Raw genomic sequence first — 23,489 nt, forward strand, 5'->3', positions numbered from 1 at the left:
CTCCTGCTTATTCGGCCGCTTCAGCGACGCGGAGGTGTTGCGGGAAAAGGGGATGGAACTGCGCCACGGCGCGGGTCAGGCGGGCGAGGGCGGCGGGGCTGGTCAGGCGACCCTCCTCGAAATCCTTGTCCGAGACATGGACCGCGGTGGCGAGGCTTTGCGCCTCGAAGAAGCCGAACAGCGGGCGGAGTTGGTGCTCGACGGCCAGGGCGTGCTTGTCGCCGCCCCCAGTGGCCGCGATCAGCACCGGTTTTCCGTGCAGCGCGGTGGGGTCGAGAAGGTCGATCAGGTGTTTGAAGAGGCCGGGATAGGAGCCCTTGTAGATCGGCGTTGCCACCACCAGCGCATCGGCGGCCACGATCCGCGCCACCAGATCGCGGCCCCTGGCGTCCAGATCCTCCAGACGGCGCGCACGGCCCAGCTGGTCGCCAAAGTCATTCACTTCAATGACTTGCGTTGTGATGTTCAACCGGGTCGCCGCAATCGCCAGCGCCGTTTCCACGAGTTTTCGGGTCTTGGAGGGGGTCGTGATATTGCCGGACAGGCCGATCAGGTTGAGGTGTGGCATCATGGACTCCAAATATCTACTTAGTTGGTAGATATTTACGGCTTTAAGCCCTGCCGGTCCATTTCAAAGATTTCGCGGAGGCGACCGGAATATTCTGTGCCTGGGGGGAAAGGCAGAATGAGCCGGCCTTTTGGGCAAGACGCCGCTTGCCCTCACCGGACGCTGCGCCGCGCCGGGGGACTCAGGGCAATGAGTGTCGGCAGAGGCGGATCAGTCCTGAAACAGCGCGGCCAGTCGGGCGCTGTCGATGCCGGGCACGATCAGCCCCTTGGGTTTGACAGCGGCCACATCGACACCGGCCACGATCGCATTGACCACGGCCTCCTCCACCGCTTCGACGGCGGCAAGGTACAGGGGATCTAGGATCTCGTTGTTCAGCTCGACCTTGGTCAGCAAGGGCCAGGCGGCCTGCGGCATCGGCCCGGCATTGGCGGTCGAAAAGGCGAGGAAGATATCGCCCGAGGAATTGCCCGCAGGCGTCCCGCCCCGCGCCACGCCCATGCTGGCGCGCCGGGCCAGATGGCGCAGCGACAGGGCCGACAAGGGCGCATCGGTCGCGATGACCACGATGATCGAGCCCTGCTCCTTGGCGCGGAAGGCGCCCTCCGGCATCAGCTTGCCCACCGGCTTGCCCAGCACCTGAAACCACTCGCGGCGCCCATGGTTGGCCTGAACCAGCGCGCCGAGCGTGAAGCCTTGCCCGCCCAGTGTCACCTGGCGGGAGGCGGTCCCGGTGCCCGCCTTGTACTCGTAAGCGATCATGCCGTTGCCGCCGCCGGAGGAGCCTTCTTCCACGAGGCCGCCCTTCGCGGCGCGGATGGCCGCCTTGGCATGGTCGGGTGTCACATGCAAAGCGTTGATGTCGTTGAGGATGCCGTCATAGGTCTCGCCCACCACGGGCATGGCCCAGGAGTGCTCGGTCTCGAACCATTCGGCATAGGTCTCGATCATCCATTCGGTCATGCCGTGGTGAACGGCGCCGACGCCATGGGTGTTGGTGATGCAGACGGGACCGATGAAATAACCGGCATCCTGGATCCAGTGGGTGCCCGTCATCTCGCCATTGCCGTTGAGCGTGAACTGCCCGGCCCAGACCGGCTGCGGCGCACCGCGCTCGGCGCGGGGCAGGATCGCGGTTACCCCGGTGCGCATCGCCTTGGCCGGATCGGTCAGCGTGCAGAAGCCGACCTTGACGCCCGGCACATCGGTGATGGCATTGAAAGGCCCGGTCCGGCCGGGAAAGGGCAGGCCAAGGTCACGGGCGCGCGGTTTGGGCATGGGCGGTCCTTATTTCGGGCAGTTCGCCCAGATTGGCAGCACGGGCCCCGGCTGATCAAGCGTTCTTGAGGCATTAGCGCAATTTCAAGGCTTTCCCCTGCAGAATTGCAGGCCTAGTATGATGCCAAATCCGCAAAACATGATCATGACACGTTTCACATCACCCAGACCCGTCATCGGCATCATCGGAAACCTTTTCTCGATCAATGACCGCTATCCGGCCCATACCGCAGGCACGATGAATTCCTGCGCCGTGGCCAATGTGGCGGGCGGGATGCCGCTGATCATTCCGGCGGACCCGGGCCTCGTCTCGGTTGAGGAACTGCTGGAGGCTTGCGACGGCTTCCTGCTGACCGGCGGGCGGCCCAATGTCCACCCCAGCGAATATGGCGAGGATGAGACCCCGGCCCATGGCGCCTTTGACCGCGCCCGCGATGCGATCACCCTGCCGCTGGTGCGGGCCTGCGTGGCGCGCGGCCAGCCCTTCCTCGGCATCTGCCGTGGGTTTCAGGAGATCAACGTGGCGCTCGGCGGCTCGCTCCACCCCGAGATCCGCGAGATTCCGGGACGGATGAACCACCGGATGCCGCCGGATGCCAAGCTGGAAGAGCAATTCGCGCCGCGCCATGCGGTGCGCTTCACCGAAGGCGGGGTGTTCGAACGCCTGATGGGCGCGCCCGAGGTGATGACCAACACGCTGCACGGCCAGGGCATCCAGCGCGCCGCCGAGCGCATCGTGATCGACGGTTGGGCGCCGGACGGAACGCCTGAGGCGACCTATGTCAAGGACGCGCCGGGTTTCACCCTCGCCGTGCAATGGCACCCGGAATGGAACGCCGCCGACGACCCGGTGTCGCGCCCGCTGTTCACGGCCTTCGGCCAGGCCGCCCGGGCCTGGGCCGAAGCCCGCCGCCCGATCCGCCTCAGCGCCTGATCCACCGGCCCCCGCCGCGCCACGCGCTCCGCCGTTGCGCGGCGTCACGGCACAACCCCCCGCGACAGGATAGGCTGCCGGCAGTCGTCATCTCCCGGAGGCTTCCATGACCGTCCTGATCGCCTATGCCACCACCGACGGGCAGACCCGCAAGATCGCCCGCTTTGCCGGCGATGTGCTGAGCGGTCTCGGCCACTCGGTCGAACTGCTGAATGTCGCGGATGCCTCGGGCCTCGACCTCATCCGGTTCGCCGGGGTGGTGCTGGCGGGCTCGCTGCATGTCGGCAGGTTCCAGAAGGCCCTGGCGGATTTCATACGGCAGAATGCGGCGGCGCTGAACGCCCGGCCTTCGCTGTTTCTGGCGGTCTCGCTGGCGGCGGCGGGGCAGGATGCCGAGGATTGGGCCGGCCTCAACGCTGCCGTGGCGCAGTTCCTGGCCGAAACGGCCTGGCAACCCTCCCGCGTCGACCATGTGGCGGGCGCGCTGCGCTTCACCGAGTACGACTTTTTCCGCGCCTGGATGATGCGCCGCATCGCGCGCTCCAAGGGCGACGACGTCGATCCCCATGCCGACAAGGAATACACCGACTGGGCCGCGCTCTCGGAAAGCCTGACGCAGTGGCAAGCGGGCCTCGCGCGGTGAAAACCGGTTGTTGGCGGCCTTGCGATCGCTATAGTCCGCTGCAACACACCGGGGGAGGACTGCAATGAAACGCTCGCGCGTCAACGAGATCATGGCCGCGGCCGAAGAGATGATCGGCCATTACGGCTTCGTCCTGCCGCCCTTCGCCAACTGGTCGCCGGAAGAGTTCAAGGCCAATGCCGCGCGCGCCTCAAGGGTGATCGAAGGGCGTTGCGGCTGGGACATCACCGATTACGGCGAGGGCCGCTTTGACCAGATGGGCCTCTTCCTCTTCACCCTGCGCAACGGCCAACTCGCCGACCTGCAGCGCGGCGGCGGCATGTGCTATGCCGAAAAGCTGCTGATCTCGCGGCAGGATCAGCTCTCGCCGATGCATACCCATGTGATCAAGGCCGAGGATATCATCAACCGGGGCGGGGCGACGCTGGTCGTCGAGCTCTTCGGCTCGGACGACAAGGGCAACTGGGCGGCAGACCGTGGAGGTCTCGTGCGCTGCGACGGGATCGACGTGCCCTATGCGCCGGGCCAGAAGCTGAAACTGGCCCCCGGTGAAAGCGTCACGCTGAAGCCCGGCGACTGGCACGCCTTCTGGGGCGAGGGCGGCGATGTGCTGATCGGCGAGGTCTCGACGGTGAACGATGACGTCACCGACAACATCTTCCGCGAACCGATCGGCCGTTTCGCCCGGATCGAGGAAGATGTGGCCCCCACCCATCTTCTGGTCAGCGACTATGAGGACTGGCTGAAATAGGGGCTTCGCCCCTCGGCCCTGCGGGCCTCACCCTAGGATATTTTTGCCAAAATGAAATCAAATGCGCGCGCTCCGGTCGCGGGGCGCGCGCTTTCTTGCGCTTTCATTTTGGTCCAAATATCCCCGCCGGAGGCTTCCGCAGCGGGGCGCCGGGCGCTACGGATCAGGCCTTGGGCAGCATCTCGCGCAGGATGCGGTCGGCTTCGGCAATCGGAGCCGCCAGCGGCTTGCGGTCCTCGCCGGGGAAGAAGCGGGCGCGGGTGGCGGTGGGCATCGGGCGTGGCGAGGCGATGACGACGCGGGGGCCGATGCGCTGGGTCTCGGCCTGCCAGCTGGAAGCGAGGGCGATCTGCGCGGCCTTGGAGGCGCCATAAGCCCCGAAGAACTTTTGCCCGGCGCGCGGGTCGTCGAAGAAGAGCGCGGTGCCCTGACCCACCTTCAGCAGGGGTTCGACCAGCGGGATCAGCTGGCCGGTGGCGCGGATGTTGATCGCCAGTGCCTTGTCCCAGTCCTTGGCCGCGAGCGACCCTGCCGGCGTCAGGGGGGTGGCATGGATCGCCGCATGGACCCAGAGGTCGAGCTTGCCCCAGCGCTGGTGGATCGACAGGCAGAGATGCTGCATCGCATCGTCCTGCGTGATGTCCATCGGCGCCAGCGTGACACCACCCGCGCCCGGCAGGCCAAGCGCCTTGACCCGGTCGTCCAGCTCCTCCAGCCCGCCCACGGTCCGTGCCACCGCCACCACCTGCCAGCCACGCGACGCGAGCTGTTGGGCAAAGGCAGCGCCGAGGCCCCGGGAGGCTCCGGTCACGAGGGCCACCTTGAGGGCAACATTCTGGGTCATGCAGGGCTCCGGTCAGGCGATGCGCGGGGATCGGTCCGGCGCAGGGGGGAAGGGACGCAAGGTCTGATCACCCCGCACCCTTTTGAATTATGTGAGCAAAGCCGAAAGGGCAAGGTGGGCGGGACCGCGGCAGGCCGGGAATCCGCCGCCTTTTGAGGCGCCCGGCCCCTCGCTGCCCAAGAGCCGGGCAGGCCGCGCGGATAGGAAGACGGGCGCAGAGGTCTTGCCCCGCGCCCGCCCTGTCTCGATTCCCCTGGTTTCTGCGCCGGACCTATTCGGCCGCCTTCATCTCGAAACCCTCGTCGATCTTGTCGGAGGGGATGATCGGGTATTCGCCCGAGAAGCAGGCGTCGCAGTATTTTGGCGCCTTCGGGTCGCGGCCGTTGACCTCGCCCGCGGCGCGGTAGAGGCCGTCCAGCGTGACAAACTTAAGGCTGTCGACGCCGATCCAGTCGCGCATCTCGTCTTCCGACATGGTGGCGGCGAGCAGTTTCGAACGTTCCGGCGTGTCGACCCCGTAGAAGCAGGGCCAGGCCGTTGGCGGGCTTGCGATGCGGAAGTGGACCTCGGCGGCCCCGGCTTCAAGGATCATGTCCTTGATCTTGCGCGAGGTGGTGCCGCGCACCACGGAATCGTCGACCAGAATCACCCGCTTGCCACGGATCAGCGCCCGGTTCACGTTCAGCTTCAGCCGCACGCCCATGTTGCGGATGCTTTCGGAGGGCTCGATGAAGGTCCGGCCCATATACTGGTTGCGGATGATCCCCATGGCGAAGGGGATGCCCGATTCCTGGCTGTAGCCTATCGCCGCCGGGGTGCCGCTGTCGGGCACCGGGCAGACGAGGTCGGCATCGACCGGCGCCTCACGCGCCAGTTCTACGCCGATCTGGCGGCGGGTCTCATAAACCGAACGCCCGCCCAGAATCGAATCGGGGCGCGAGAAATAGACATGTTCGAAGATGCAGAAGCGCGAGGCCGGGGCACCGAAGGGCCGCGAGGAGGTGATCTTGCCATCCTCGATCACCACCATTTCGCCCGGCTCGATTTCCCGCACGAACTCGGCGCCGATGATGTCCAGACCGCAGGTTTCCGAAGACAGGGCCCAGGCGCTGTCGCCGAGACGACCGAGGACCAGGGGGCGCACGCCCAAGGCATCGCGGACGCCGATCAGCTTGGTGCGGGTCATGGCGACGACCGAAAACGCGCCCTCGACGCGGCGCAGCGCGTCCTTCATCCGCTCGGGGATGGTTTTCTGGATCGAGCGCGCCATCAGGTGGATGATACATTCCGAATCCGACGAGGACTGGAAGATCGAGCCGCGCTCGATCAATTCTTTCCGCAAAGCCGCGGCATTGGTCAGGTTGCCGTTATGGGCAATGGCAGCGCCACCCATCGAGAACTCGCCGAAGAAGGGTTGCACGTCGCGGATCGCGGTGGCGCCCTTGGACCCGGCGGTGGAATAGCGCACATGCCCGATGGCCAGGGGCCCGGGCAGGGTGTTCATCACATCCGCCTTGGTGAAATTGTCGCGGACATAGCCAAAGCGGCGGGCCGAGTTGAAGCCCGAGGCGGCATCATGGCTGACGATGCCGCCGGCCTCCTGGCCGCGGTGCTGCAGGGCATGCAGGCCGAGGGCCACGAAGTTCGAAGCGTCCCCCACCCCGATCACGCCAAAGACGCCGCATTCCTCTTTCAGTTTGTCGTCGTCAAAAGGGTTGGCCAGGTGACGTTGCATGGTTCCTCCGGGGGGCGGGTGAATCTGCGGGTGGTTTAGGACTTTGCGGGCGGGAAGTCACGCCCGTAATACAGGCATTTGCCGCATTGCGGCATTGCACAGATCAGTTGCTCGGGGTGGTTGAAGAATCCCCGGTGGTACCAGTGGCGGTGGGATCAACCGGGGTGCCGCCCACGGTCGGACAGGTCGCGGTCAGCGTGTTGTAGCGGTCCACCACCAGGTTCAGCACATTGTCCGGCATCGCCGACTGGATGCCGTCCTTGAAGCTGGCATAGACCTTTGCCGCCCGCGACTGGTCTACCATGCCAATCGACTGGTGAGCCATATCATAGATCAAAAAGGCCGCCGCCACCAGCGCGATGCCGCGCACGGCGCCGAACAGAAAGCCGATGCCCTGATCGACCCCGCCGAGGAAGGAGCGTTGCACCACCGAGGAAAACAAGGGCGTGAAGAGCGAGGCGATGATCAGCCCCACCGCAAAGACCAGGGCGAAGGCCGTGATGATCGACAATTCGCAATTCTCGCCGATGACCTTGTTGATCACCGGGATTTCCTTGACCAGGGGCTGGGCGGAGGCCGCGAAGAGATAGGCCAGCACCGCCGCCCCGACCCAACCTGCGATGGCCAGGGCCTCGCGGACGAAGCCGCGCGAATAGGCGAGGATCGCCGACAGCACGATCACACCGGCCACGACACCATCGACTAGGGTAAATCCGTTCATCACTCTCTCCCGCGCCAAGTGTTGCGCCGTTTGACCTGCGCAGTTTGATCCGCGCCCTTTAACCTTCGCCTTTTAACCGGCGCCGAACATTTCCCCCACGAAAGCCGTCAGATCCGGCATTTCGCGCAAGGTGATCCCGCTGGCCTGCGTGTACTTGGACAAACGCGGGGCTACGGCCTGTGTGAAACCAAGTTTGGAGGCTTCTTTCAACCGGTTTTCCGTCTGACCCACCGGACGAAGCGCGCCAGACAGGCTGATCTCGCCGAAAAGCACCATGTCTGGCGGAATTGCCACATCCTCGCGGGCCGAAAGGATCGCCCCCGCGACTGCAAGATCGGCGGCAGGCTCGCTGACCCGCAAGCCGCCCGCGACGTTCAGGAACACGTCCAGCCCGGCGAAGGAAATCCCGACCCGCGCTTCCAGCACGGCGAGGATCGTCGAAAGCCTGCCGCCGTCGATGCCGACCACGGTGCGGCGTGGCGTGCCGAGGGTGGAGGGGGCGACGAGCGCCTGAATCTCGGTCAGGACGGGCCTTGTGCCCTCGATGCCGGCGAAGACCGCAGAGCCGGGGGTGGCCTTCTCGCGGTCCGACAGGAACAGGGCGGAGGGGTTGGAAACCTCGGACAGCCCGCCGCCGGTCATCTCGAAAACCCCGATCTCGTCGGCGGGGCCAAAGCGGTTCTTGACCGCGCGCAGGATGCGGAACTGGTGGCCGCGCTCGCCCTCGAAATAGAGCACGGTGTCGACCATGTGCTCGACGACGCGGGGGCCGGCGATCTGGCCGTCCTTGGTGACATGGCCGACCAGCACGATGGAAACGCCGCGCTTCTTGGCGAAAGTCACCAGCTCATGCGCTGCGGCGCGGACTTGGCTGACCGAGCCGGGGGCGCTTTCGATGGAATCAAGCCACATGGTCTGGATCGAATCGATCACCGCCAGATGCGGGCGTTCGCGGTCGAGCGTGGTCAGGATGTCGCGCAGGTTGGTTTCCGCCCCAAGCTGCACCTTGGCATCCTGCAGCCCGAGCCTTTGCGCCCGCATCTGGACCTGGGCTGCCGCCTCTTCACCCGAGACATACATGCATTTGAGGCCCGAACGGGCAAAAGCCGCCGTCGCCTGCAACAGCAGGGTGGATTTCCCGATCCCCGGATCGCCGCCGACCAGAATGGCCGAGGCCGGCACCAACCCGCCGCCCAGCACCCGGTCCAGTTCCGCCAGCCCCGAGGCTGCGCGCGGAGGCGCCTCGGCTTGCGTCGCAAGATCGGTCAGGGGGATGGTGCGGCCCTTGGCGACGGGGCCTTTCGGCCCGGCGGAAAGGGGGGATTCCTCGACCAGCGTGTTCCATGCCATGCAGGCATCGCACTGGCCGTTCCATTTCTTGTGGCTGGCGCCGCAGGCCGTGCAGGTGAAACTATGACTGGCTTTGCTCATGCCAGCTTGATGCTATGAAAGTGAGGCCGCATCAAGCCTTGGCAGGGCCCGCAGCCCAGGACAGCGCCATCTGGCCCAGAATGCAGAAGGTGAAAAGCCAGAGGCCCCAAGCCACCTCCACCGTGGCATGGCCGATGCCCTTGGCCAGCACGATGTAAAGCGCGGCCAGAAACACATCCGCCATGGCGAGCCGCCCCAGAAGGTGCAGCACCGGCAGCACACGGTCCGACAGCAGCCCGAACTGCACCAGCGCCAGCAGGATCGTCTTGGCATAGGGCGCAAAGACCGCAAGGAAGGTGACCAGAAGCGCCAGCGCCGCGTCCGAGGCCCAGAGCGACTGCAGCCCAGAGATGACCGAGATTTCCGTCATGCCAAAGATCGGAAGCAGCGCCGCCCGCAGAAGGGGCGCAAACCACGCGACGGGGTAAAGCACCAGAAGGCAGAGGTTGAGGTAGGTCAGGGCGCGCATCATCGCCTGACCATCACCGAAGCCGGCGCAAGGTCAAGCCTGCACTGGGGGCCTGACGTCTCAGCGCACCGATTCAATCGGGCCTTCGGCGCGGCCGTGGATGAACTGCTGCAGGTAAGGGTCTGTTGCGGTGTCCATTTCCGCCACGGGGCCGGTCCAGCGGATCAGCCCGTCATGCAGCATCGCCACCCGGTCGGCGATGGCGCGGACCGAGGACATGTCATGCGTGATCGTCATGGCCGTCGCCCCCATCTCCACCACGATCTCTCGGATCAGGGTGTTGATGACGCCTGACATGATCGGGTCAAGGCCAGTGGTCGGCTCGTCAAAGAAGATCACCTCCGGCTCGGCTGCGATGGCGCGGGCGAGGCCGACGCGCTTTTGCATGCCGCCCGACAGCTCTGCCGGGAACTGGTCGGCGACCGCGGGCTTCAGCCCAACACGGCGCAGCTTTTCGATCGCCACGGCGCGGGCCTGATCCTTCGGCATGGCTTTCAGGCCCCGCACCAGACGGAAGGCGACATTCTCCCAGACCTTCAGCGAATCAAAGAGGGCGCCGCCCTGGAACAACATGCCGAAGCGGGCGAGGAAAGCATCACGCTCCGCCCCCGACTGGCCCTTGGCGGTGACATCGCGGCCCTCCAGCGTGATGGTGCCGGAATCGGGCGTCACAAGGCCGAGGATGCATTTCAGAAGCACCGACTTGCCGGTGCCCGAGCCGCCGATGATCACCATGCTCTCGCCCTTGGGCAGGGTCAGATCGACCCCGCGCAACACGCGGTTCTGGCCAAAGGTCTTGTGAACGCCGTTGAGGGTGATCATGAGGAAAAGAACGCCTGTGTCAGCAGGAAGTTGGCGGCCAGGATCAGGATCGAGGCGGCGACGACGGCGGATTTGGTCGCAGCCCCCACCCCTTGGGCGCCCCGGCCGGAGTTCATCCCGAAATAGCAGCCCATCAGGGCCACGATAAAGCCAAAGACCGCGCCCTTGACCAGACCCGAACCGACATCCCAGAACTCCAGGAAATCGCTGGTGTTTTTCAGATAGGTCGAGGAGTTGAAGCCGAGCTGCATGATCCCCACAAGCCAGCCGCCCGAGATCCCGATGCTGTCACCGACCGCGACGAGAAGAGGCACGGCGATGGTCGCCGCCAGCACGCGCGGCACGGTCAGGTATTTCATCGGATGGGTGGAGAGGGTCACCAGGGCGTCGATCTGCTCGGTCACCTTCATCGTGCCAATCTCCGCCGCGATCGAGGAGGCGACCCTTGCCGCCACCATCAACCCGCCCAGAACGGGACCCAGTTCGCGCGCCATGCCGATGGCCACGATCTGCGGCACCACGGCCTCCGCCGAAAAGCGCGAGCCGCCGGCGTAGATCTGCAGGGCCAGCGCCCCGCCGGTGAAGAATGCCGTCAAGGCCACGACGGGAAGCGAGAACCAGCCGATCTGCAACAGCGCCTGCAGGAACTCGCGCCAGTAGAATGGCGGGGTAGCCAGATGGCGCAGCGTGCTGAGGCCGAACAGCGCCACCCGGCCAAAGGCCGCAAGGGCGCCCAGAACCATGCGGCCGATCCCGGCCAGAAAACCGCTCGCCAAGGTGAGGATCATCGCACGCCCCCCATATAGCGCCGGTTCAGGCGCGGGGCCATCCGGGTCAACAATTCGTAGCCGATGGTGCCGGCGACATCGGCCAGCCGGTCAATGCCCTGCTCTGGCCCGATCAGGTCCAGCGCCTCGGGCACATGGGCCAAGTGGGTCACATCCACGGTGATCAGGTCCATCGAGATCCGGCCGACCAGAGGGCAGGGCACATCCCCGGCCCAAAACGTCGCCTTGGAGGACAGGCTGCGGATGATGCCATCGGCGTAACCGCCCTGCACGGTGGCGATGACCGAGGGCCGCTCCGCCGTCCAGGTGCAGGAATAACCCACCGCCTCGCCCGCCGCGACCGGACGGGTCTGGATGACCGGCAAGGACAGCGCCACGACCGGCGCCGCCCCCTCATAGGGCCGGCCGCCATACATGCCGATGCCGGGGCGCGTCAGGTCGAAGTGATAGGCCGGCCCCAGAAGGATGCCGCCAGTGGCCGCCAAGGACCGCGGCACGCCGGTGCCATCCGTCATCGCGTGGAAATTCGCCAGCTGCACCTCGTTCATGCCGTGATCGGGATCATCGGCGCAGGCGAGGTGCGACATCAGAAGATCGGGCCCAGCCTCCAGCACGAAGGGAGCGGCGGCCTCCCACTCGGCCTCTTCCATGCCCAGACGGTTCATGCCGGTATCCAGTTGGACGCCAAAGGCATGGCCATGCAGGCTTTCCAGATGCCGGGTGACCTGGTCGAGCGAGTTCAGCATCGGTGTCAGGTCATGGTCGCGGATCAGCGCCGTATCGCCCGCCATGTGCCCCGACAGCACGTTGATCTGCGGTCCCGGCCCGAGGGCCTTGCGCACAAGGACCCCCTCTTCGGTCGCCGCCACGAAAAAGCGCCGCGCACCGGCCTTGGCCAGGGTGCGCACCACGGGGGCGACGCCCAGGCCATAGGCATCCGCCTTGACGACTCCGGCGGTTTGCACGCCCGAGGCCGAGGCACGGTCCAGCGCCCGCCAGTTGGCGGCCAGCGCATCAAGGTCGATGGTGAGAGTTGCTACTGCCATGCGGGGGTTTTGACAGGCAGGCGTCTGGGGTCAAGGGGGAAAGTTCGCCCCTGCGGCGTTACCGCCGATAGGGCTGCGTCGCAAAATGCGATAGCCTAAGCCGCAGGCAACCGGAGAGCCCCCCGTGACGAACGACACCCGCGACCTCGGCCTGACCCTTCTGACCATCGTGGGCCTTGCGGTGGCGGGCTTCTCGGCCTTCGTGCTGCCCCTGCCGCAGGCGCTGGTCACGGCGGCGCTGATCCTCGCCTATCTCTGCGGCGGGGTGCCGGCCGGGATCGCGGCGCTGCGCGATCTGTTTGGCAAGTTCCGCCTCGATATTGACCTCTTGATGGTGGTGGCAGCCTTGGCCGCGGCCTCGGTCGGCGCGGTGCTGGAAGGGGCTGTGCTTCTGGCGCTCTTCTCCCTCTCCGGCACGCTGGAGCATCGTGCCTTGGGCAAGGCGCGTCGCGCGGTGGAGGCCCTGATGGCGCTGCGCCCCGAAACCGCGCTGAAGCTGGTGGAGGGGGTGGCGGTCGAGGTGGCGGTCGGTGATCTGGAACCCGGCGACCGCGTGGTGCTGCGTCCCGGTGCGCGGGTCCCGGTCGATGGCATCCTGGCCGAGGGGCTGGGCGAGATCGACGAAAGCACGATCACCGGGGAATCGGTGGCCGTGGCGAAAGAGCCGGGTTCCAAACTGCACGAGGCCACGGTGAACCTGAACGCGGTCCTGGTGATGGAAGTCGCCCGCCGGCTGGAGGAATCCACCGTGGCCCGGATGATCACCCTGGTGACCGAGGCGCAGGGCATGAAGGCGCCCTCCGAACGCTTCAGCGACTGGTTCGGGCAACGCTATACCGTGGCGGTGCTTCTGGGCTCGGTCGCGGCCTTCCTGGTGCTCTTGTGGCTCGGGGTGGCGGTGCGCCCGGCGCTCTATCAGGCGGCCACGCTCCTGGTGGCGGCTTCGCCCTGCGCGGTGGTGATCTCGGTCCCGGCGGCGATCCTCTCGGCGCTGTCGGCGGCGGCGCGCGGTGGCGTGCTCTTCAAGGGCGGCGCCGCGCTGGAACGCCTGGCCGAGGTGCGGCATTTCGCCTTCGACAAGACCGGAACTCTGACCACGGGCCGCGCCGAGGTCACCGCGGTGGTGGCGCTCGACGGCGACGCGGACGGCTTTCTGAGCCTCCTCGCCGGGATCGAGGCGCATAGCGAACATCCCGTCGCCGGCGCCCTGCGCCGCGAGATGGCCCGACGCGGTCTTTCGCCTACCCCGGTGGCCGAGGTGACCACCGCCCCCTCCGAAGGCATCACCGGGCGCGATGCCGCGGGCGCGCTCTGGGCCGGCAACCCGCGCATGCTGGCGCGGATGGGGGCGGCGCCGGACCATCCCGGGTTGCAGGGTTTGCGCGACGGGGACGAGACGCTGATCTACCTCGGCCGCGGTGCCCGGCTCTTGGGGGCGGTCGCGGTGGCCGACCAGCCGCGCGGCAGTTCGGCGGCGGCGGTGGCGGCGCTGCGTCGCGATGGCGTGGCGCAGATCGTTATGATGACCGGCGACCGCCGCCCGGTGGCCTTGCGCATCGCCGCCCGCTTGGGCCTCGCCCCCGAAGAGGTCCACGCCGACCTCCTGCCACAGGACAAGGTGGCACTGGTCGATGCCTTGGCGCAGCAGGGCAAGGTGGCCTTCGTCGGCGATGGCGTCAATGATGCCGCGGCGCTCGCCCGCGCCGATGTCGGCATCGCCATGGGCGCGGCGGGCAGCGAGGTGGCGCTGCAAGCCGCCGACGTGGCCCTCCTCTCCGAGGACATGGCCCGCCTCGCCGAGGCCCGCCGCCTCGCCCGCCGCACCATGCGGATCATCCACCAGAACCTGACCTTCGCCATCGGCGCCATGCTGGTTCTGGTCACCAGCAGCCTGTTCTTCCACCTGCCGCTGCCGCTCGCCGTGGTCGGCCACGAGGGCGGCACCCTCCTCGTGGTCCTGAACGGCCTGCGCCTCCTCGCCGACCCGATCCGCAAACCCAAGGGCTGAAGTCCCCCCCGGCCCCCCCTTTCATACTGGCCCAAATATCCCGGGGTCCGGGGCAGAGCCCCGGCCGGGTCCGCCGAGCGCCCCCCGGTCAGGTCAGGCCCCCTTGCGCAACACCTGGGTGATCTCCGCCATGATCGACAGCGCAATCTCCGCCGGGGACTTCGCCCCGATGTTCAGCCCCGCCGGCGCGTGGATGCGGGCGAAATCGGCCTCGGTGAAGCCCAGGGCCCGCAGCCGGTCCAGCCTTTTCGCATGGGTCCGGGTCGAGCCGAGGCAGCCGAGGTAATAGACCGGCGCGCGCAGGGCGAAGGCGATCGCCGGGTCGTCGAGTTTGGCGTCATGGGTCAGCGTCACGATGGCGCTGCGGGCATCGGGGGCGAAGCGGGGCAGGGCCTCGTCCGGCCACTCCTCCACCAAAGCCTCGCCGGGAAAGCGCGCGGCGGAACCGAAGGCGCTCCGCGGGTCGATCAGCGTCACCGCGTGACCCAAGGCGCGCGCCATCGGCACCAGGCTTTGCGCGATCTGCACGGCCCCCACCACGAACAGCCGCAGGGGCGGGTTGTGGACGCCGATGAAACGCCCCTCCTCGACGCCGGACCGGTCGGCGCGCAGGCGGGCATCGACGGCCGGGTCGGCGCCCAGGGGCACCAGGCGGTGCGCGAAATCCTCCAGGCCCACCTCCAGCGCCACGGCACGCGGGGCGGCGCGGGCGGCGACCAGGTCGGCCAGCAGGGCGGGGCTCAGCGCCCCCGGCTCTTCGGCCACCGGCACCAGCAGCACGCGGATCGTGCCGCCACAGGCGAGGCCCACCGCAAAGGCCTCGTCATCGGAGACGCCATAGGTCAGCACCCGTGCCACCCCGCCGGCCTGCGCCTCGGCCACCACGGCGCCCTCGACACAGCCGCCCGAGACCGAGCCCATCATCGCCCCAGAGGCGTCCACCACCATCTGGCTGCCCGCCGCCCGCGGGGCAGAGCCCCAGGTCTCGATCACCGTGGCAAGCCAGGGCGCGCGCCCGGCGCTGCTCCAGGCGAGGGCGATCTCGGGGATCTGGTCGGGGGTGAAGGAGGGTTCGGACATCCTGGGTTCCTTCCGGCAGGGAAAGGCGGCGGTCATCGGTGGCCGCCGCGATGGGGCATGGCCCCAGCATGCACCCGCACGGCGGAAAAGGAAACGCCGCCGGGCGCGAACCCGGCGGCGTTCTGTCTCAAAGCTGCAACCTCACAGCTGCAACATCAACCCTGCAACCTCAGTTGGAAGACTGACGCAGCAGCGAAGTGATGATGCGCACGGCCACACGGCGGTTCATCCGCTCGTCGCCCGCCACGTCCACCTTCAGCTCGGATTCGCCATAGCCCTGCACGACCAGGTTTTCCGGCGGCACGTTGAAATACTCGGTCAACGCCTTGGCCACCGATTCCGCACGACGGTCCGACAGCGCCAGGTTCGAGGCGGCAGAGCCCACCGCATCGGTATGGCCTTCGATCAGGAAGACTTCGCCGGGGTTGTTGCGGATCATCTTGGCAATGAAGCCGCCCAGCGTGTTCAGCTTCTTGGCTTCACTCGGCTGGATCGCGGCCGAGCCGGTCTGGAAGGTGATGTTGTTCACATCGATCATCGGCGCAAGGTTGCGGACCTCGAAGATGGTCCGGATCTGGCGCAGCGAGAACTTCTGGCCGTAATCCACCGCGTTCGAAGCGGCAAGGGCGGCACGCATGTCGGCATCGCTCTGACCGATCTCGATCAGATTGCCACGCGGCTGGGTGCGGGGCAGACGGGACACATCGACCCGCTGTTCGGGCTGCAGGTCGTCGATCAGCACGGTGCCACGGCCATCGCGGTCATAGGCGATGCGCTGCAGAACCCGGCCCGAGGCGTCACGCACGGTGACGATCTGGCTGCCATCCTCGCGCACGACGATCGAACGGGTCGAACCGTCGTTGAAGCTTTGCGTGGTGACCTTGTTGCCCGGCTCGCGCAGCAGGGCGTTGTCGTCCTTGTAGACCTGATAGGTGCCGTCCGGCTGACGCACCACAACCCGGTCACCCGTGTTGGAGACGACTTCCTTGTTGCCCTTCAGCATGGCGCCGATGGCGAGCGCACCCAGAGCGACCAGACCGACCTTTTCCAGGTCCGACAGGCCGGATTTCTTGCCCGGGGACACCGTGGCCGGTGCCGCCGAGAAGTTTTCCGACGAGGTGCGGGTATCGGCTTCGGTCACGGTCTCGGTGGTGACCTTGGCATCCTTGGGCGCCGGTTGATCGGCAGGGGCCTTGGTCAGGTCGGCGGTCTCGCCGGCGGCTGCGGCCACTTCAGGGGCCTTGCCGGGGTCGGAGGGATCGGCCACCGGGGCGTCGAGGACGGTCGCCAGGGTCTGGACGGCCTTGGCATCGGGCACCGGAGCTTCGACCGGCTTCAGGTTCGGGTCGGCGGCCGCGGCTTTGGCGGCGTCTTCCTGGGCTTTCTGGGCCGCAGCGATGCTGGCCTTGTCCATCGCAGCCTGCTCTTCGCGGGCTTTCTTGTTGGCGGCTTTCTTGGCGGCCTTCTGTTCCGGGGTCAGAACGACCGTCGGATCGGCGCCCGCCGTGGTGCCGTCAGCCATCGTGGTGCCGTCAGCCGCGGTGGTGCCCTCAACGGTCGCACCGGCCGTCGCATCGGCGCTGGCAGCGCCTTGCGCGGTGGCAAGCTCCGCCGGGGTCATCTTGCCGACCTTCTTGGTGGCCAGCTCTTCACATTTGGCGGTCTTGGCCGCCACGACGCAGACATCGCCCTCGGCACAGGCCGCGGCCTTGTTGGGCAGGCAGATGACCGTGACGCCGTCCACCGTGACGGTTTTCTGGTCGGGGTTCATCACCGGCGGGGTCGTGGCCGGCTTTTGTTCAGGGTTCATCACCGGCGGGGTGATCGTCGCATCCGCGGTGGCCGTGCCCGAGGCATCAGCGGCGGCCTTGTCGGCAGCTGCCTGATCGGCGGCAGCTTGGTCGGCGACCGCTTTCTTGGTCGCAGCGGCGGCATCAGCAGTGGCCTGATCGGCAGCAGCCTGATCGGCAGCGGCTTTGTCGGCTGCGGCCTTTTCAGCAGCGGCCTGATCGGCTGCGGCCTTGTCGGCCGCGTCCTTGGCAGCCGTCGCCTGGTCAGCGGCGGCCTGATCGGCAGCGGCCTTGTCGGCAGCAGCCTGGTCAGCGGCGGCTTTCGCGGCAGCGGCAGCCTCGGCAGCGGCATTGTCCGCGGCGAGTTTGTCGGCCATGGCCTGATCACTTGCCGCCTGATCGGTTGCCGAAGTGTCCGCCGTCACGGCGGCGTCTGCCGAGACACCCGCCGAAGCCTTGCCCTCGGCCACGGCCTTGTCGGCATTGGTCTGGCAATTGTTCGGGTTTTTCGCGATCACGCAAAAGGCGCCGTCAGGGCAGGCTGCGGCCTTGTTGGGCAGGCAGATCACCTCTTTGTCACCCACGGTCACCTTCTGCAGGTCTTCAGCCTGCGCCGCAAAGGGCGGCACGACATAAAGCGCCAGCGACAGGATCGTGGTTGTGTTGATCAGTCTTCTCATTCGCACACCTTTCGAAGTGAAGGGACAGTCGCGGCACAAACGCGCCAGTCGGCAAGACGTTCCCCAACTGTCCGTGCATATTTGCAAAGGGCCCGATTCTTGCCGATTGCATGGCGTCACTAGCCGGTTTTTCGGGCTGATATGCGATATCGACGTGATGAAAGCCCATGTCCGGCGCCCCTTTAGGCGAGAATGCGCCAGTCTGCCGCCCCATGCTTTGCCGGGCGGCGGGGTTTACGCCCAAAGCGCCAGGGTGCGGCGGATGTTCTGGGCGTGGACCACCTCGTAAGGTGCGAAATAGCGCAGGGTGCCGGCGGCGGTATCGGCGCCGATCACCTCGGACAGCGGCATATCTGCACGGGCCGGGTCGTGCTGCAGGCCCTGCAGCCAGCGGATATAGGCCTGCGTCGCGGTCAAGAGGCCCGGGCCATAGCCGCCCGCCGCGATCGTCTCGGCCGCGCCGTGGTTGGGCAGCACAAAGCGCGGATTGAGGGCGGCCAGCCGGTCCAGATCTTCCAGATGGGTGGCAAAATCGGCAGGCTCGCCGACATAGGTCACGCTGTCCTCGACCGTATCGCCGGCCAGAAGCACCCCGGTCTCGGGGAGCCACAGCAGGGTGGCATCGTCGGAATGGATATTGGCCTCGATCAGCACGACCTTTGTGCCGCCAAGGTCCAGCGTCATCTGGCCGGAAAACACCCGGTCGGGCAGGATCAGGGGGGCGATGACGGGCAGGCCCTTGAGGCTGCCATTCTCGATCGCGGCGCGGTGGCGGGTCAGATGCGCCAGGGTCAGCGCATTCGCGATCACCGGGCTGTCGGCAAAAACCTCGGTGCCGGCCACATGGTCCAGATGCCAATGCGACAGGACCACGGTAAAGCGCGTGACCCCGCGCGCCTCCAGCGCGGCGCGGATGGCCCGGGCGTGGGGCAGCGAGACATGGGTGTCATAGACCAGCGCCTCGGCCCCGCGGATCAGCGCATAGGAGGCGACCCCCAGCGAGATCGCCCCGTCATCGACCCAGTTGTCCTCTGCCATGAAGCGGTGGCCGGGGATGCGGCCATCATAAAAGGCCAGAAGGCCGGGATGCGGTTCGCTGATGCGCAGGTGCTGGGTCATGGCGCCAAGGTGCGGGGGCGGGCGCGGATGGTCAAGGTGTTTGCGCGGCAGGGTGCGGGATGCTAGGCCTTCGAGATGCGCGCCACTCTGGTTTTGACGGTCAAGAACGAGGCGGCCTTCCTTCTGGACTGGCTCGCCCATCATCGCGCCTGCGGGTTCAGCGATGTGCTGGTCTATTCCAACGACTGCGCCGATGGCACCGATGCCATGCTCGACCGGCTGCAGGCGTTGGGCTGGCTGAGCCATGTCCGCAACGACGGCCCCCATGCCGAAGGCCCGCAATGGGCGGCGCTGAAGGCGGCAGACAAGCATCCTCTGGTGCGGCAGGCCGATTGGGTGCTGTTTTCCGACATTGATGAATATGTGAACATCCATGTCGGCGCCCGCCGTCTGCCCGACCTTCTGGCGGCCGTCCCGGAGGCGGATGCCATCACCCTGACCTGGCGGATGTTCGGCAATGCCGGGGTGGTGGCCTACGAGGACCGCCCGGTGACCGAGGTCTTTCACAAGGCCGCCCCGGTGACCCTCGCCTGGCCCTGGCGGGCGCAGATGTTCAAGACGCTGTTCCGCCCGGCACTCTTCCGCAAGCTGGGCGTCCACCGCCCGAAATCGCCCGCGCCGGGGACCGAGGCGCGCTGGTTCGACGGATCGGGGCGCGAGGTGGCGCTGGGGCAAAGGCTGTTCTCGGACTACCGGCAGGACAATTACCGTCTGGTACAGCTCAACCACTACGCGCTGGGGTCGGCCGAAAGCTACCTCGTCAAATGCGACCGGGGCCGCGCCAACCGCGAGGCTTCGGCCTTCGACATGGGCTATTGGGTGGAGCGCAACCTTTGCGAGGTCGAGGACCGATCGATTGCCGCCCTGGCCTCGGGCGATCTGCGGGCGGAATTGCGCGTCGATCAGGTATTGGCACCCCTGCACGCCCAGGCGGTGGCCTGGCGCAAGGCGCGTTTCGCCGCCCTGATGGAGGAGGAGCCCTGGCGCGCCCTCTTCGGCCGCCTTCTGATGACCGGCCCGAGCCGCAGCCTGACCGCGCGCGAGGCGGCGCTTTTGCAGCAATACCGCCGATAAACGGAGGCGCGTCAACAATGCCCCGGCACTGTTCCGCCAAAGCCCGCAATCCAAAGACTTATTTTGTTGAACCGAAGGGGATCGGGGCGCTACGACAAAGCTCGGCAATTGCGGCTGAGGTGAGCGGCCATGCGGCTTCGGGTTTTGTGCATTCGGTAAAGTGACAGTTGGTATGATGGATCTTGACAGCGACCTGATGCTGGATGCCTCAGCGGCGACGTCGCAGGAGGAATGGCTTGGCATTCTGGCCGCCATCGGGGAAGAGGCTGGCCATTTCCACGCCGTGGGCGCGCAGCACAAGGCGCTGTTCCTCGACAATTCCACGACTCTTCTGGTCAGCTTCGACAGTTTCGAGTCGGCGAGCAGCCGGCCGCGCAAGCTGCCGGTCGGGATGGATGTGGCCGACGAATGTGACTGGTCGCATCTGTGTCTTCTGTCGCAGGCCGGGCCCTGGTACCGCGACCCTGAGGTCTATGCCCATGTCGACCGCCTGATCGACGATGGCTTCTTTGAGGATTTCGACCGCGTGCTGTTTTACGGCGCCGGCCCCTCAGGCCATGCGGCGGCGGCGTTCTCGATCGCCTCGCCGGGGTCGAGGGTGCTTCTGGTCAACCCGGTGGCCACGCTGAACCCGGGCCTCGCCTCGTGGGAGCAGCGCTACCGCTCGGCACGGCGGCTCGATTTCACCTCGCGGTTCGGTTTCGCGCCGGACATGCTGGAAGGCGCGCTGGCCGCCACGGTGATCTGCGATCCGGTGAGCCCGGCCGATGCGATGCAGGCCGCCCTGTTCCACGCGCCCCATATCTCGCACCTGACCGCCCGCTTCGGCGGCCCCGACCTTGAGGCGAGCTTTGCCCGGCTCGGCATCCTGAACCACCTGATCGTGGCGGCGATGGAGGGCGGGCTGGACGGCACCCGCTTCGGCGCGCTCTGGCGCAACCGGCGCGGCGATACCGCCTATCTGCGCCAGCTGCAGGCCGCGACCGCCTCGCACCCTGCGCGCGAGGCGATGCTCTGCCGCAATGTCGTGACGCGGCTGAACCAGAACCGCTTCAAGCGGCGCCTGGCCGAACTGACCCCGCCGGCGCAAAGCCAAGGCTGAGGACTTGGGGTGCCCAGGCTGCGCGAGTCAGTCTGCGGGCATCAGTCTGCCGCCGCCATATTGTCCAGCTCTTCAGCCCGGCTCTGGGTGACCCGCGCCCGGCAGGCATAGATCACCATCGGCTCGGCCGAGCCACCGTGATAGGCCCAGCCCTCGGCGGCGCAGGTGGCATCGCGAAAGGTGACCCAGGCGCGTTGGGCGTTGCGCAGGGCCAGGGCCGCGCCCTGATCGGCGGGGTCGAGCTGCTGGTCGGTCTGCTTCATCAGGGCCATGGCCTGCTTGTAGGCCGCGTTCAGGGCGGCATCGGCGGCGTTCCAGTCCTGTTCGGCGCAATAGGTCATCTCGACCTGGGCGGTGGCATTGGCGCAATCGACCTCCTGCGCGCGCAGGGCCTGCGTCTGAAAGGGCAGGGCGCAGAGGGCAAGACGCAGGGCGGCAAAGGCTTTCATCACAAAGGTCTCCAAAGGAGGTTTGATCCTAGACCGCGCGATCGGTTCGGCGCAATCCCACTGGAAATTCGGTGGACCTTGCGCTAGGGCGGGGCCATGCACCAGAACCTCACCCTCCGCCGCCCCGACGACATGCACCTGCATCTGCGCGATGGCGCGATGCTGGCGGCGGTCGCCCCCGAATCCGCCCGCGATTTCGCCCGCGCGATCATCATGCCCAACCTCGTGCCGCCGGTGGTGACCGGGGCGCAGGCCGCGGCCTACCGCGACCGCATCCTCGCCGCCCTGCCGGAGGGTGCCGCGTTTGAACCCCTGATGACCCTTTACCTGACCGAGGACACCGACCCGGCCGACGTGGCCGCCGCCGCGGCCTCCGGCCTCGTGAAGGCGGTGAAACTCTACCCCGCGGGCGCCACGACCAATTCCCACGGCGGGGTGCGCGATTTCACCAAGGTGATGCCGGTCTTGGAAAAGATGGCCCAAATCGGCCTGCCGCTTTGCACCCATGGCGAGGTGACGACGCCCGAGGTCGATATCTTCGACCGCGAGGCCGTCTTCATCGACACGGTTCTGGACCCCTTGCGCCGCAGCCTGCCCGAACTGCGCGTGGTGATGGAGCATATCACCACCGAGGAAGGTGTCGCCTATGCCGCCGAGGGCGCCAACCTCGCCGCTACGATCACGACGCACCACCTGATCATCAACCGCAACCATATCCTCGTGGGCGGGATCAAGCCGCACTACTACTGCCTGCCGGTCGCTAAACGAGAGAAGCACCGCCTGGCGCTGCGCCGTGCCGCCACCTCCGGCAGCCCGCGCTTTTTCCTCGGCACCGACAGCGCGCCCCATACCGATGCGCTGAAGGAACACGCCTGCGGCTGCGCCGGCTGCTTCACCGCCACCAACACCATGCCGCTTCTCGCCCATGTCTTTGATGAGGAAGGCGCCCTCGACAAGCTCGAAGCCTTCACCAGCCTCAACGGCGCCGCCTTCTACGGCCTGCCGCCCAACGACGCGACCCTGACCCTGGTCAAGGCGCCCGAAGCCAGCAGCTTCCCCGAAAAGATCGCCTCGGGCCAAGGCCCGGTCACCGTCTTCAACCCCGGCTTCCCCGTCTTCTGGCGCGTGGCAAGCTGATTTCATTTTGGCGAAAATATCCCCGCCGGAGGCTCTTTCGGCTGCTGCCGGACGCTCCGCGGGGGATATTTGCACCAAAATGAAAGCGCAAAGAGAGAGAGCATGATCCCTGCAAGCTTCCCCCCGAAAGAGGAAATCGCCCGCCTGACCGCCCGCGCCCTTCTGGAGATCAAGGCGGTGCATTTCAACGCCGAGACGCCCTTCACGCTCGCCTCGGGCCTGCCCTCGCCGACCTATATCGACTGCCGCAAGCTGATCTCCTATCCGCGCATCCGCTCGGTGCTGATGGATTTCCTTTCGGCCACCGTGCTGCGCGATGCCGGGATGGAGGCATTCGACAACATCGCCGGCGGCGAGACGGCGGGGATTCCCTTCGCGGCTTTGGTGGCCGAGCGTCTGGCCCTGCCGATGACCTATGTGCGCAAGAAGCCCAAGGGCTATGGCCGCAACGCCCGGATCGAGGGCGCCATGACCCCCGGCCAGCGCGTGCTTCTGGTCGAGGATCTGACGACGGATGGCGGCTCGAAACTCTCCTTCGTCGATGCGATCCGCGAGACCGGGGCGACCTGCGCCCATACCGCGGTGATCTTCTACTACGGTATTTTCCCGGAAACCGTGGGCAAGCTCGCCGATCACGGTGTGGCCCTGCACCATCTTTGCACCTGGTGGGACGTTCTGGCCGAAGCCCGCGCCCAGGGTGCCTTTGACGAAGCGACGTTGAGCGAGGTTGAAGCCTTCCTGCGTGACCCGCGCGCCTGGCAGGCTGCCCGGGCGAAGTGATCTGTCCCGGCCGCAGGGGGGCTGTCTGCCCCCCTGCACCCCCCGAGAGTATTTCGGCAAAGCGCAAGGGAAAGCGGGGGATGCTTCTGTGGGCATTTTGGGGATAACTGCCGGTCCGAATCGTGACTATGGGGTTTCCTTGCCCATTTGACCGCCAGATGTGGTAGGGTGAGGGTCTGGCATGAGTCTTGTCCGGGACTTATCCACCGACTTGTTCATGGCTTGCCGGTGGGCCGGTCC

Annotated in this window: 22 protein-coding genes; 8 read left to right on the plus strand and 14 right to left on the minus strand. The window is 66.8% G+C overall.

Features of this window, described 5'->3' with window-relative positions:
• Positions 1-7: 7 nt before the first annotated feature.
• Together msuE and AC1DVR_RS14975 are read right to left on the minus strand one after the other, a co-directional pair.
• Complete coding sequence (gene msuE, locus AC1DVR_RS14970; protein ID WP_478001394.1) at positions 8-568, minus strand: FMN reductase; 561 nt, start codon at positions 566-568, stop codon at positions 8-10.
• 210 nt (positions 569-778) lie between these two features.
• Positions 779-1,846 carry a P1 family peptidase gene (locus AC1DVR_RS14975; RefSeq protein WP_478001395.1) on the minus strand — a complete coding sequence of 356 codons (1,068 nt, stop codon included), beginning with the start codon at positions 1,844-1,846 and terminating at the stop codon, positions 779-781.
• Positions 1,847-1,991: 145 nt separating this feature from the next.
• Here AC1DVR_RS14975 and AC1DVR_RS14980 point away from each other — a divergent pair, with 145 nt between their 5' ends.
• The 3 genes from AC1DVR_RS14980 to AC1DVR_RS14990 all read left to right on the plus strand — a co-directional run bounded on the left by AC1DVR_RS14980 (position 1,992) and on the right by AC1DVR_RS14990 (position 4,174).
• The gene (locus AC1DVR_RS14980; RefSeq protein ID WP_478001396.1) at positions 1,992-2,780 is read left to right on the plus strand and encodes a gamma-glutamyl-gamma-aminobutyrate hydrolase family protein; all 789 of its coding nucleotides are present in this window, start codon (positions 1,992-1,994) and stop codon (positions 2,778-2,780) included.
• A 106-nt stretch (positions 2,781-2,886) separates the two neighbouring features.
• Entirely contained in the window at positions 2,887-3,423 is a 537-nt protein-coding gene (locus AC1DVR_RS14985; RefSeq protein WP_478001397.1) for a flavodoxin domain-containing protein, read from the plus strand.
• Positions 3,424-3,487: 64 nt separating this feature from the next.
• Complete coding sequence (locus AC1DVR_RS14990) at positions 3,488-4,174, plus strand: D-lyxose/D-mannose family sugar isomerase (RefSeq protein WP_478001398.1); 687 nt, start codon at positions 3,488-3,490, stop codon at positions 4,172-4,174.
• A 163-nt stretch (positions 4,175-4,337) separates the two neighbouring features.
• On the opposite strand, the gene AC1DVR_RS14995 is transcribed toward AC1DVR_RS14990, so the two are convergent.
• From AC1DVR_RS14995 to alr, 8 genes are all read right to left on the minus strand, one after another.
• A complete protein-coding gene (locus tag AC1DVR_RS14995) occupies positions 4,338-5,018 on the minus strand; it encodes an SDR family NAD(P)-dependent oxidoreductase (protein WP_478001399.1) in 681 nt (226 codons plus the stop codon).
• A gap of 271 nt (positions 5,019-5,289) precedes the next feature.
• On the minus strand, positions 5,290-6,753 hold the full coding sequence (gene purF, locus AC1DVR_RS15000; protein WP_478001400.1) for an amidophosphoribosyltransferase: 1,464 nt from the start codon (positions 6,751-6,753) through the stop codon (positions 5,290-5,292).
• Between the two features lie 103 nt (positions 6,754-6,856).
• A complete protein-coding gene (locus tag AC1DVR_RS15005) occupies positions 6,857-7,474 on the minus strand; it encodes a CvpA family protein (protein WP_478001401.1) in 618 nt (205 codons plus the stop codon).
• Positions 7,475-7,546: 72 nt separating this feature from the next.
• Positions 7,547-8,905 carry a DNA repair protein RadA gene (gene radA, locus AC1DVR_RS15010; RefSeq protein ID WP_478001402.1) on the minus strand — a complete coding sequence of 453 codons (1,359 nt, stop codon included), beginning with the start codon at positions 8,903-8,905 and terminating at the stop codon, positions 7,547-7,549.
• A gap of 31 nt (positions 8,906-8,936) precedes the next feature.
• On the minus strand, positions 8,937-9,377 hold the full coding sequence (locus AC1DVR_RS15015) for a paraquat-inducible protein A (RefSeq protein WP_478001403.1): 441 nt from the start codon (positions 9,375-9,377) through the stop codon (positions 8,937-8,939).
• Positions 9,378-9,434: 57 nt separating this feature from the next.
• A complete protein-coding gene (locus AC1DVR_RS15020) occupies positions 9,435-10,196 on the minus strand; it encodes an ABC transporter ATP-binding protein (protein ID WP_478001404.1) in 762 nt (253 codons plus the stop codon).
• The gene (locus AC1DVR_RS15025; RefSeq protein WP_478001405.1) at positions 10,193-10,984 is read right to left on the minus strand and encodes an MlaE family ABC transporter permease; all 792 of its coding nucleotides are present in this window, start codon (positions 10,982-10,984) and stop codon (positions 10,193-10,195) included. The genes AC1DVR_RS15020 and AC1DVR_RS15025 overlap by 4 nt, the downstream gene beginning before the upstream one ends.
• Positions 10,981-12,030 carry an alanine racemase gene (gene alr, locus AC1DVR_RS15030; RefSeq protein ID WP_478001406.1) on the minus strand — a complete coding sequence of 350 codons (1,050 nt, stop codon included), beginning with the start codon at positions 12,028-12,030 and terminating at the stop codon, positions 10,981-10,983. The genes AC1DVR_RS15025 and alr overlap by 4 nt, the downstream gene beginning before the upstream one ends.
• A gap of 124 nt (positions 12,031-12,154) precedes the next feature.
• On the opposite strand from alr, the gene AC1DVR_RS15035 reads away from it, so the two are divergent.
• Positions 12,155-14,038 carry a heavy metal translocating P-type ATPase gene (locus tag AC1DVR_RS15035; protein WP_478001407.1) on the plus strand — a complete coding sequence of 628 codons (1,884 nt, stop codon included), beginning with the start codon at positions 12,155-12,157 and terminating at the stop codon, positions 14,036-14,038.
• 93 nt (positions 14,039-14,131) lie between these two features.
• Here AC1DVR_RS15035 and AC1DVR_RS15040 read toward each other — a convergent pair whose 3' ends face one another.
• From AC1DVR_RS15040 to AC1DVR_RS15050, 3 genes are all read right to left on the minus strand, one after another.
• Positions 14,132-15,118: an XdhC family protein gene (locus AC1DVR_RS15040; protein WP_478001408.1), complete on the minus strand. Its 987-nt coding sequence runs from the start codon at positions 15,116-15,118 to the stop codon at positions 14,132-14,134.
• A gap of 169 nt (positions 15,119-15,287) precedes the next feature.
• Entirely contained in the window at positions 15,288-17,588 is a 2,301-nt protein-coding gene (locus tag AC1DVR_RS15045; RefSeq protein WP_478001409.1) for an OmpA family protein, read from the minus strand.
• A gap of 234 nt (positions 17,589-17,822) precedes the next feature.
• On the minus strand, positions 17,823-18,707 hold the full coding sequence (locus AC1DVR_RS15050; protein WP_478001410.1) for an MBL fold metallo-hydrolase: 885 nt from the start codon (positions 18,705-18,707) through the stop codon (positions 17,823-17,825).
• Positions 18,708-18,782: 75 nt separating this feature from the next.
• Between AC1DVR_RS15050 and AC1DVR_RS15055 the strand changes: the two genes are divergently transcribed.
• Complete coding sequence (locus tag AC1DVR_RS15055; RefSeq protein WP_478001411.1) at positions 18,783-19,781, plus strand: glycosyltransferase family 2 protein; 999 nt, start codon at positions 18,783-18,785, stop codon at positions 19,779-19,781.
• 172 nt (positions 19,782-19,953) lie between these two features.
• On the plus strand, positions 19,954-20,883 hold the full coding sequence (locus tag AC1DVR_RS15060) for a phosphoadenosine phosphosulfate reductase (RefSeq protein ID WP_478001412.1): 930 nt from the start codon (positions 19,954-19,956) through the stop codon (positions 20,881-20,883).
• 41 nt (positions 20,884-20,924) lie between these two features.
• Here the strand turns inward: AC1DVR_RS15060 and AC1DVR_RS15065 are convergent, their stop codons facing one another.
• Positions 20,925-21,332, minus strand: a complete 408-nt coding sequence (locus tag AC1DVR_RS15065) for a lysozyme inhibitor LprI family protein (protein ID WP_478001413.1) — start codon at positions 21,330-21,332, stop codon at positions 20,925-20,927.
• Between the two features lie 96 nt (positions 21,333-21,428).
• On the opposite strand from AC1DVR_RS15065, the gene pyrC reads away from it, so the two are divergent.
• Both pyrC and AC1DVR_RS15075 read left to right on the plus strand, forming a co-directional pair.
• Positions 21,429-22,469 carry a dihydroorotase gene (gene pyrC / locus AC1DVR_RS15070; protein ID WP_478001414.1) on the plus strand — a complete coding sequence of 347 codons (1,041 nt, stop codon included), beginning with the start codon at positions 21,429-21,431 and terminating at the stop codon, positions 22,467-22,469.
• A gap of 102 nt (positions 22,470-22,571) precedes the next feature.
• The gene (locus AC1DVR_RS15075; RefSeq protein WP_478001415.1) at positions 22,572-23,249 is read left to right on the plus strand and encodes an orotate phosphoribosyltransferase; all 678 of its coding nucleotides are present in this window, start codon (positions 22,572-22,574) and stop codon (positions 23,247-23,249) included.
• Positions 23,250-23,489 lie beyond the last annotated feature (240 nt).

It is taken from the genome of Rhodobacter sp. P2_H5, assembly GCF_056403335.1.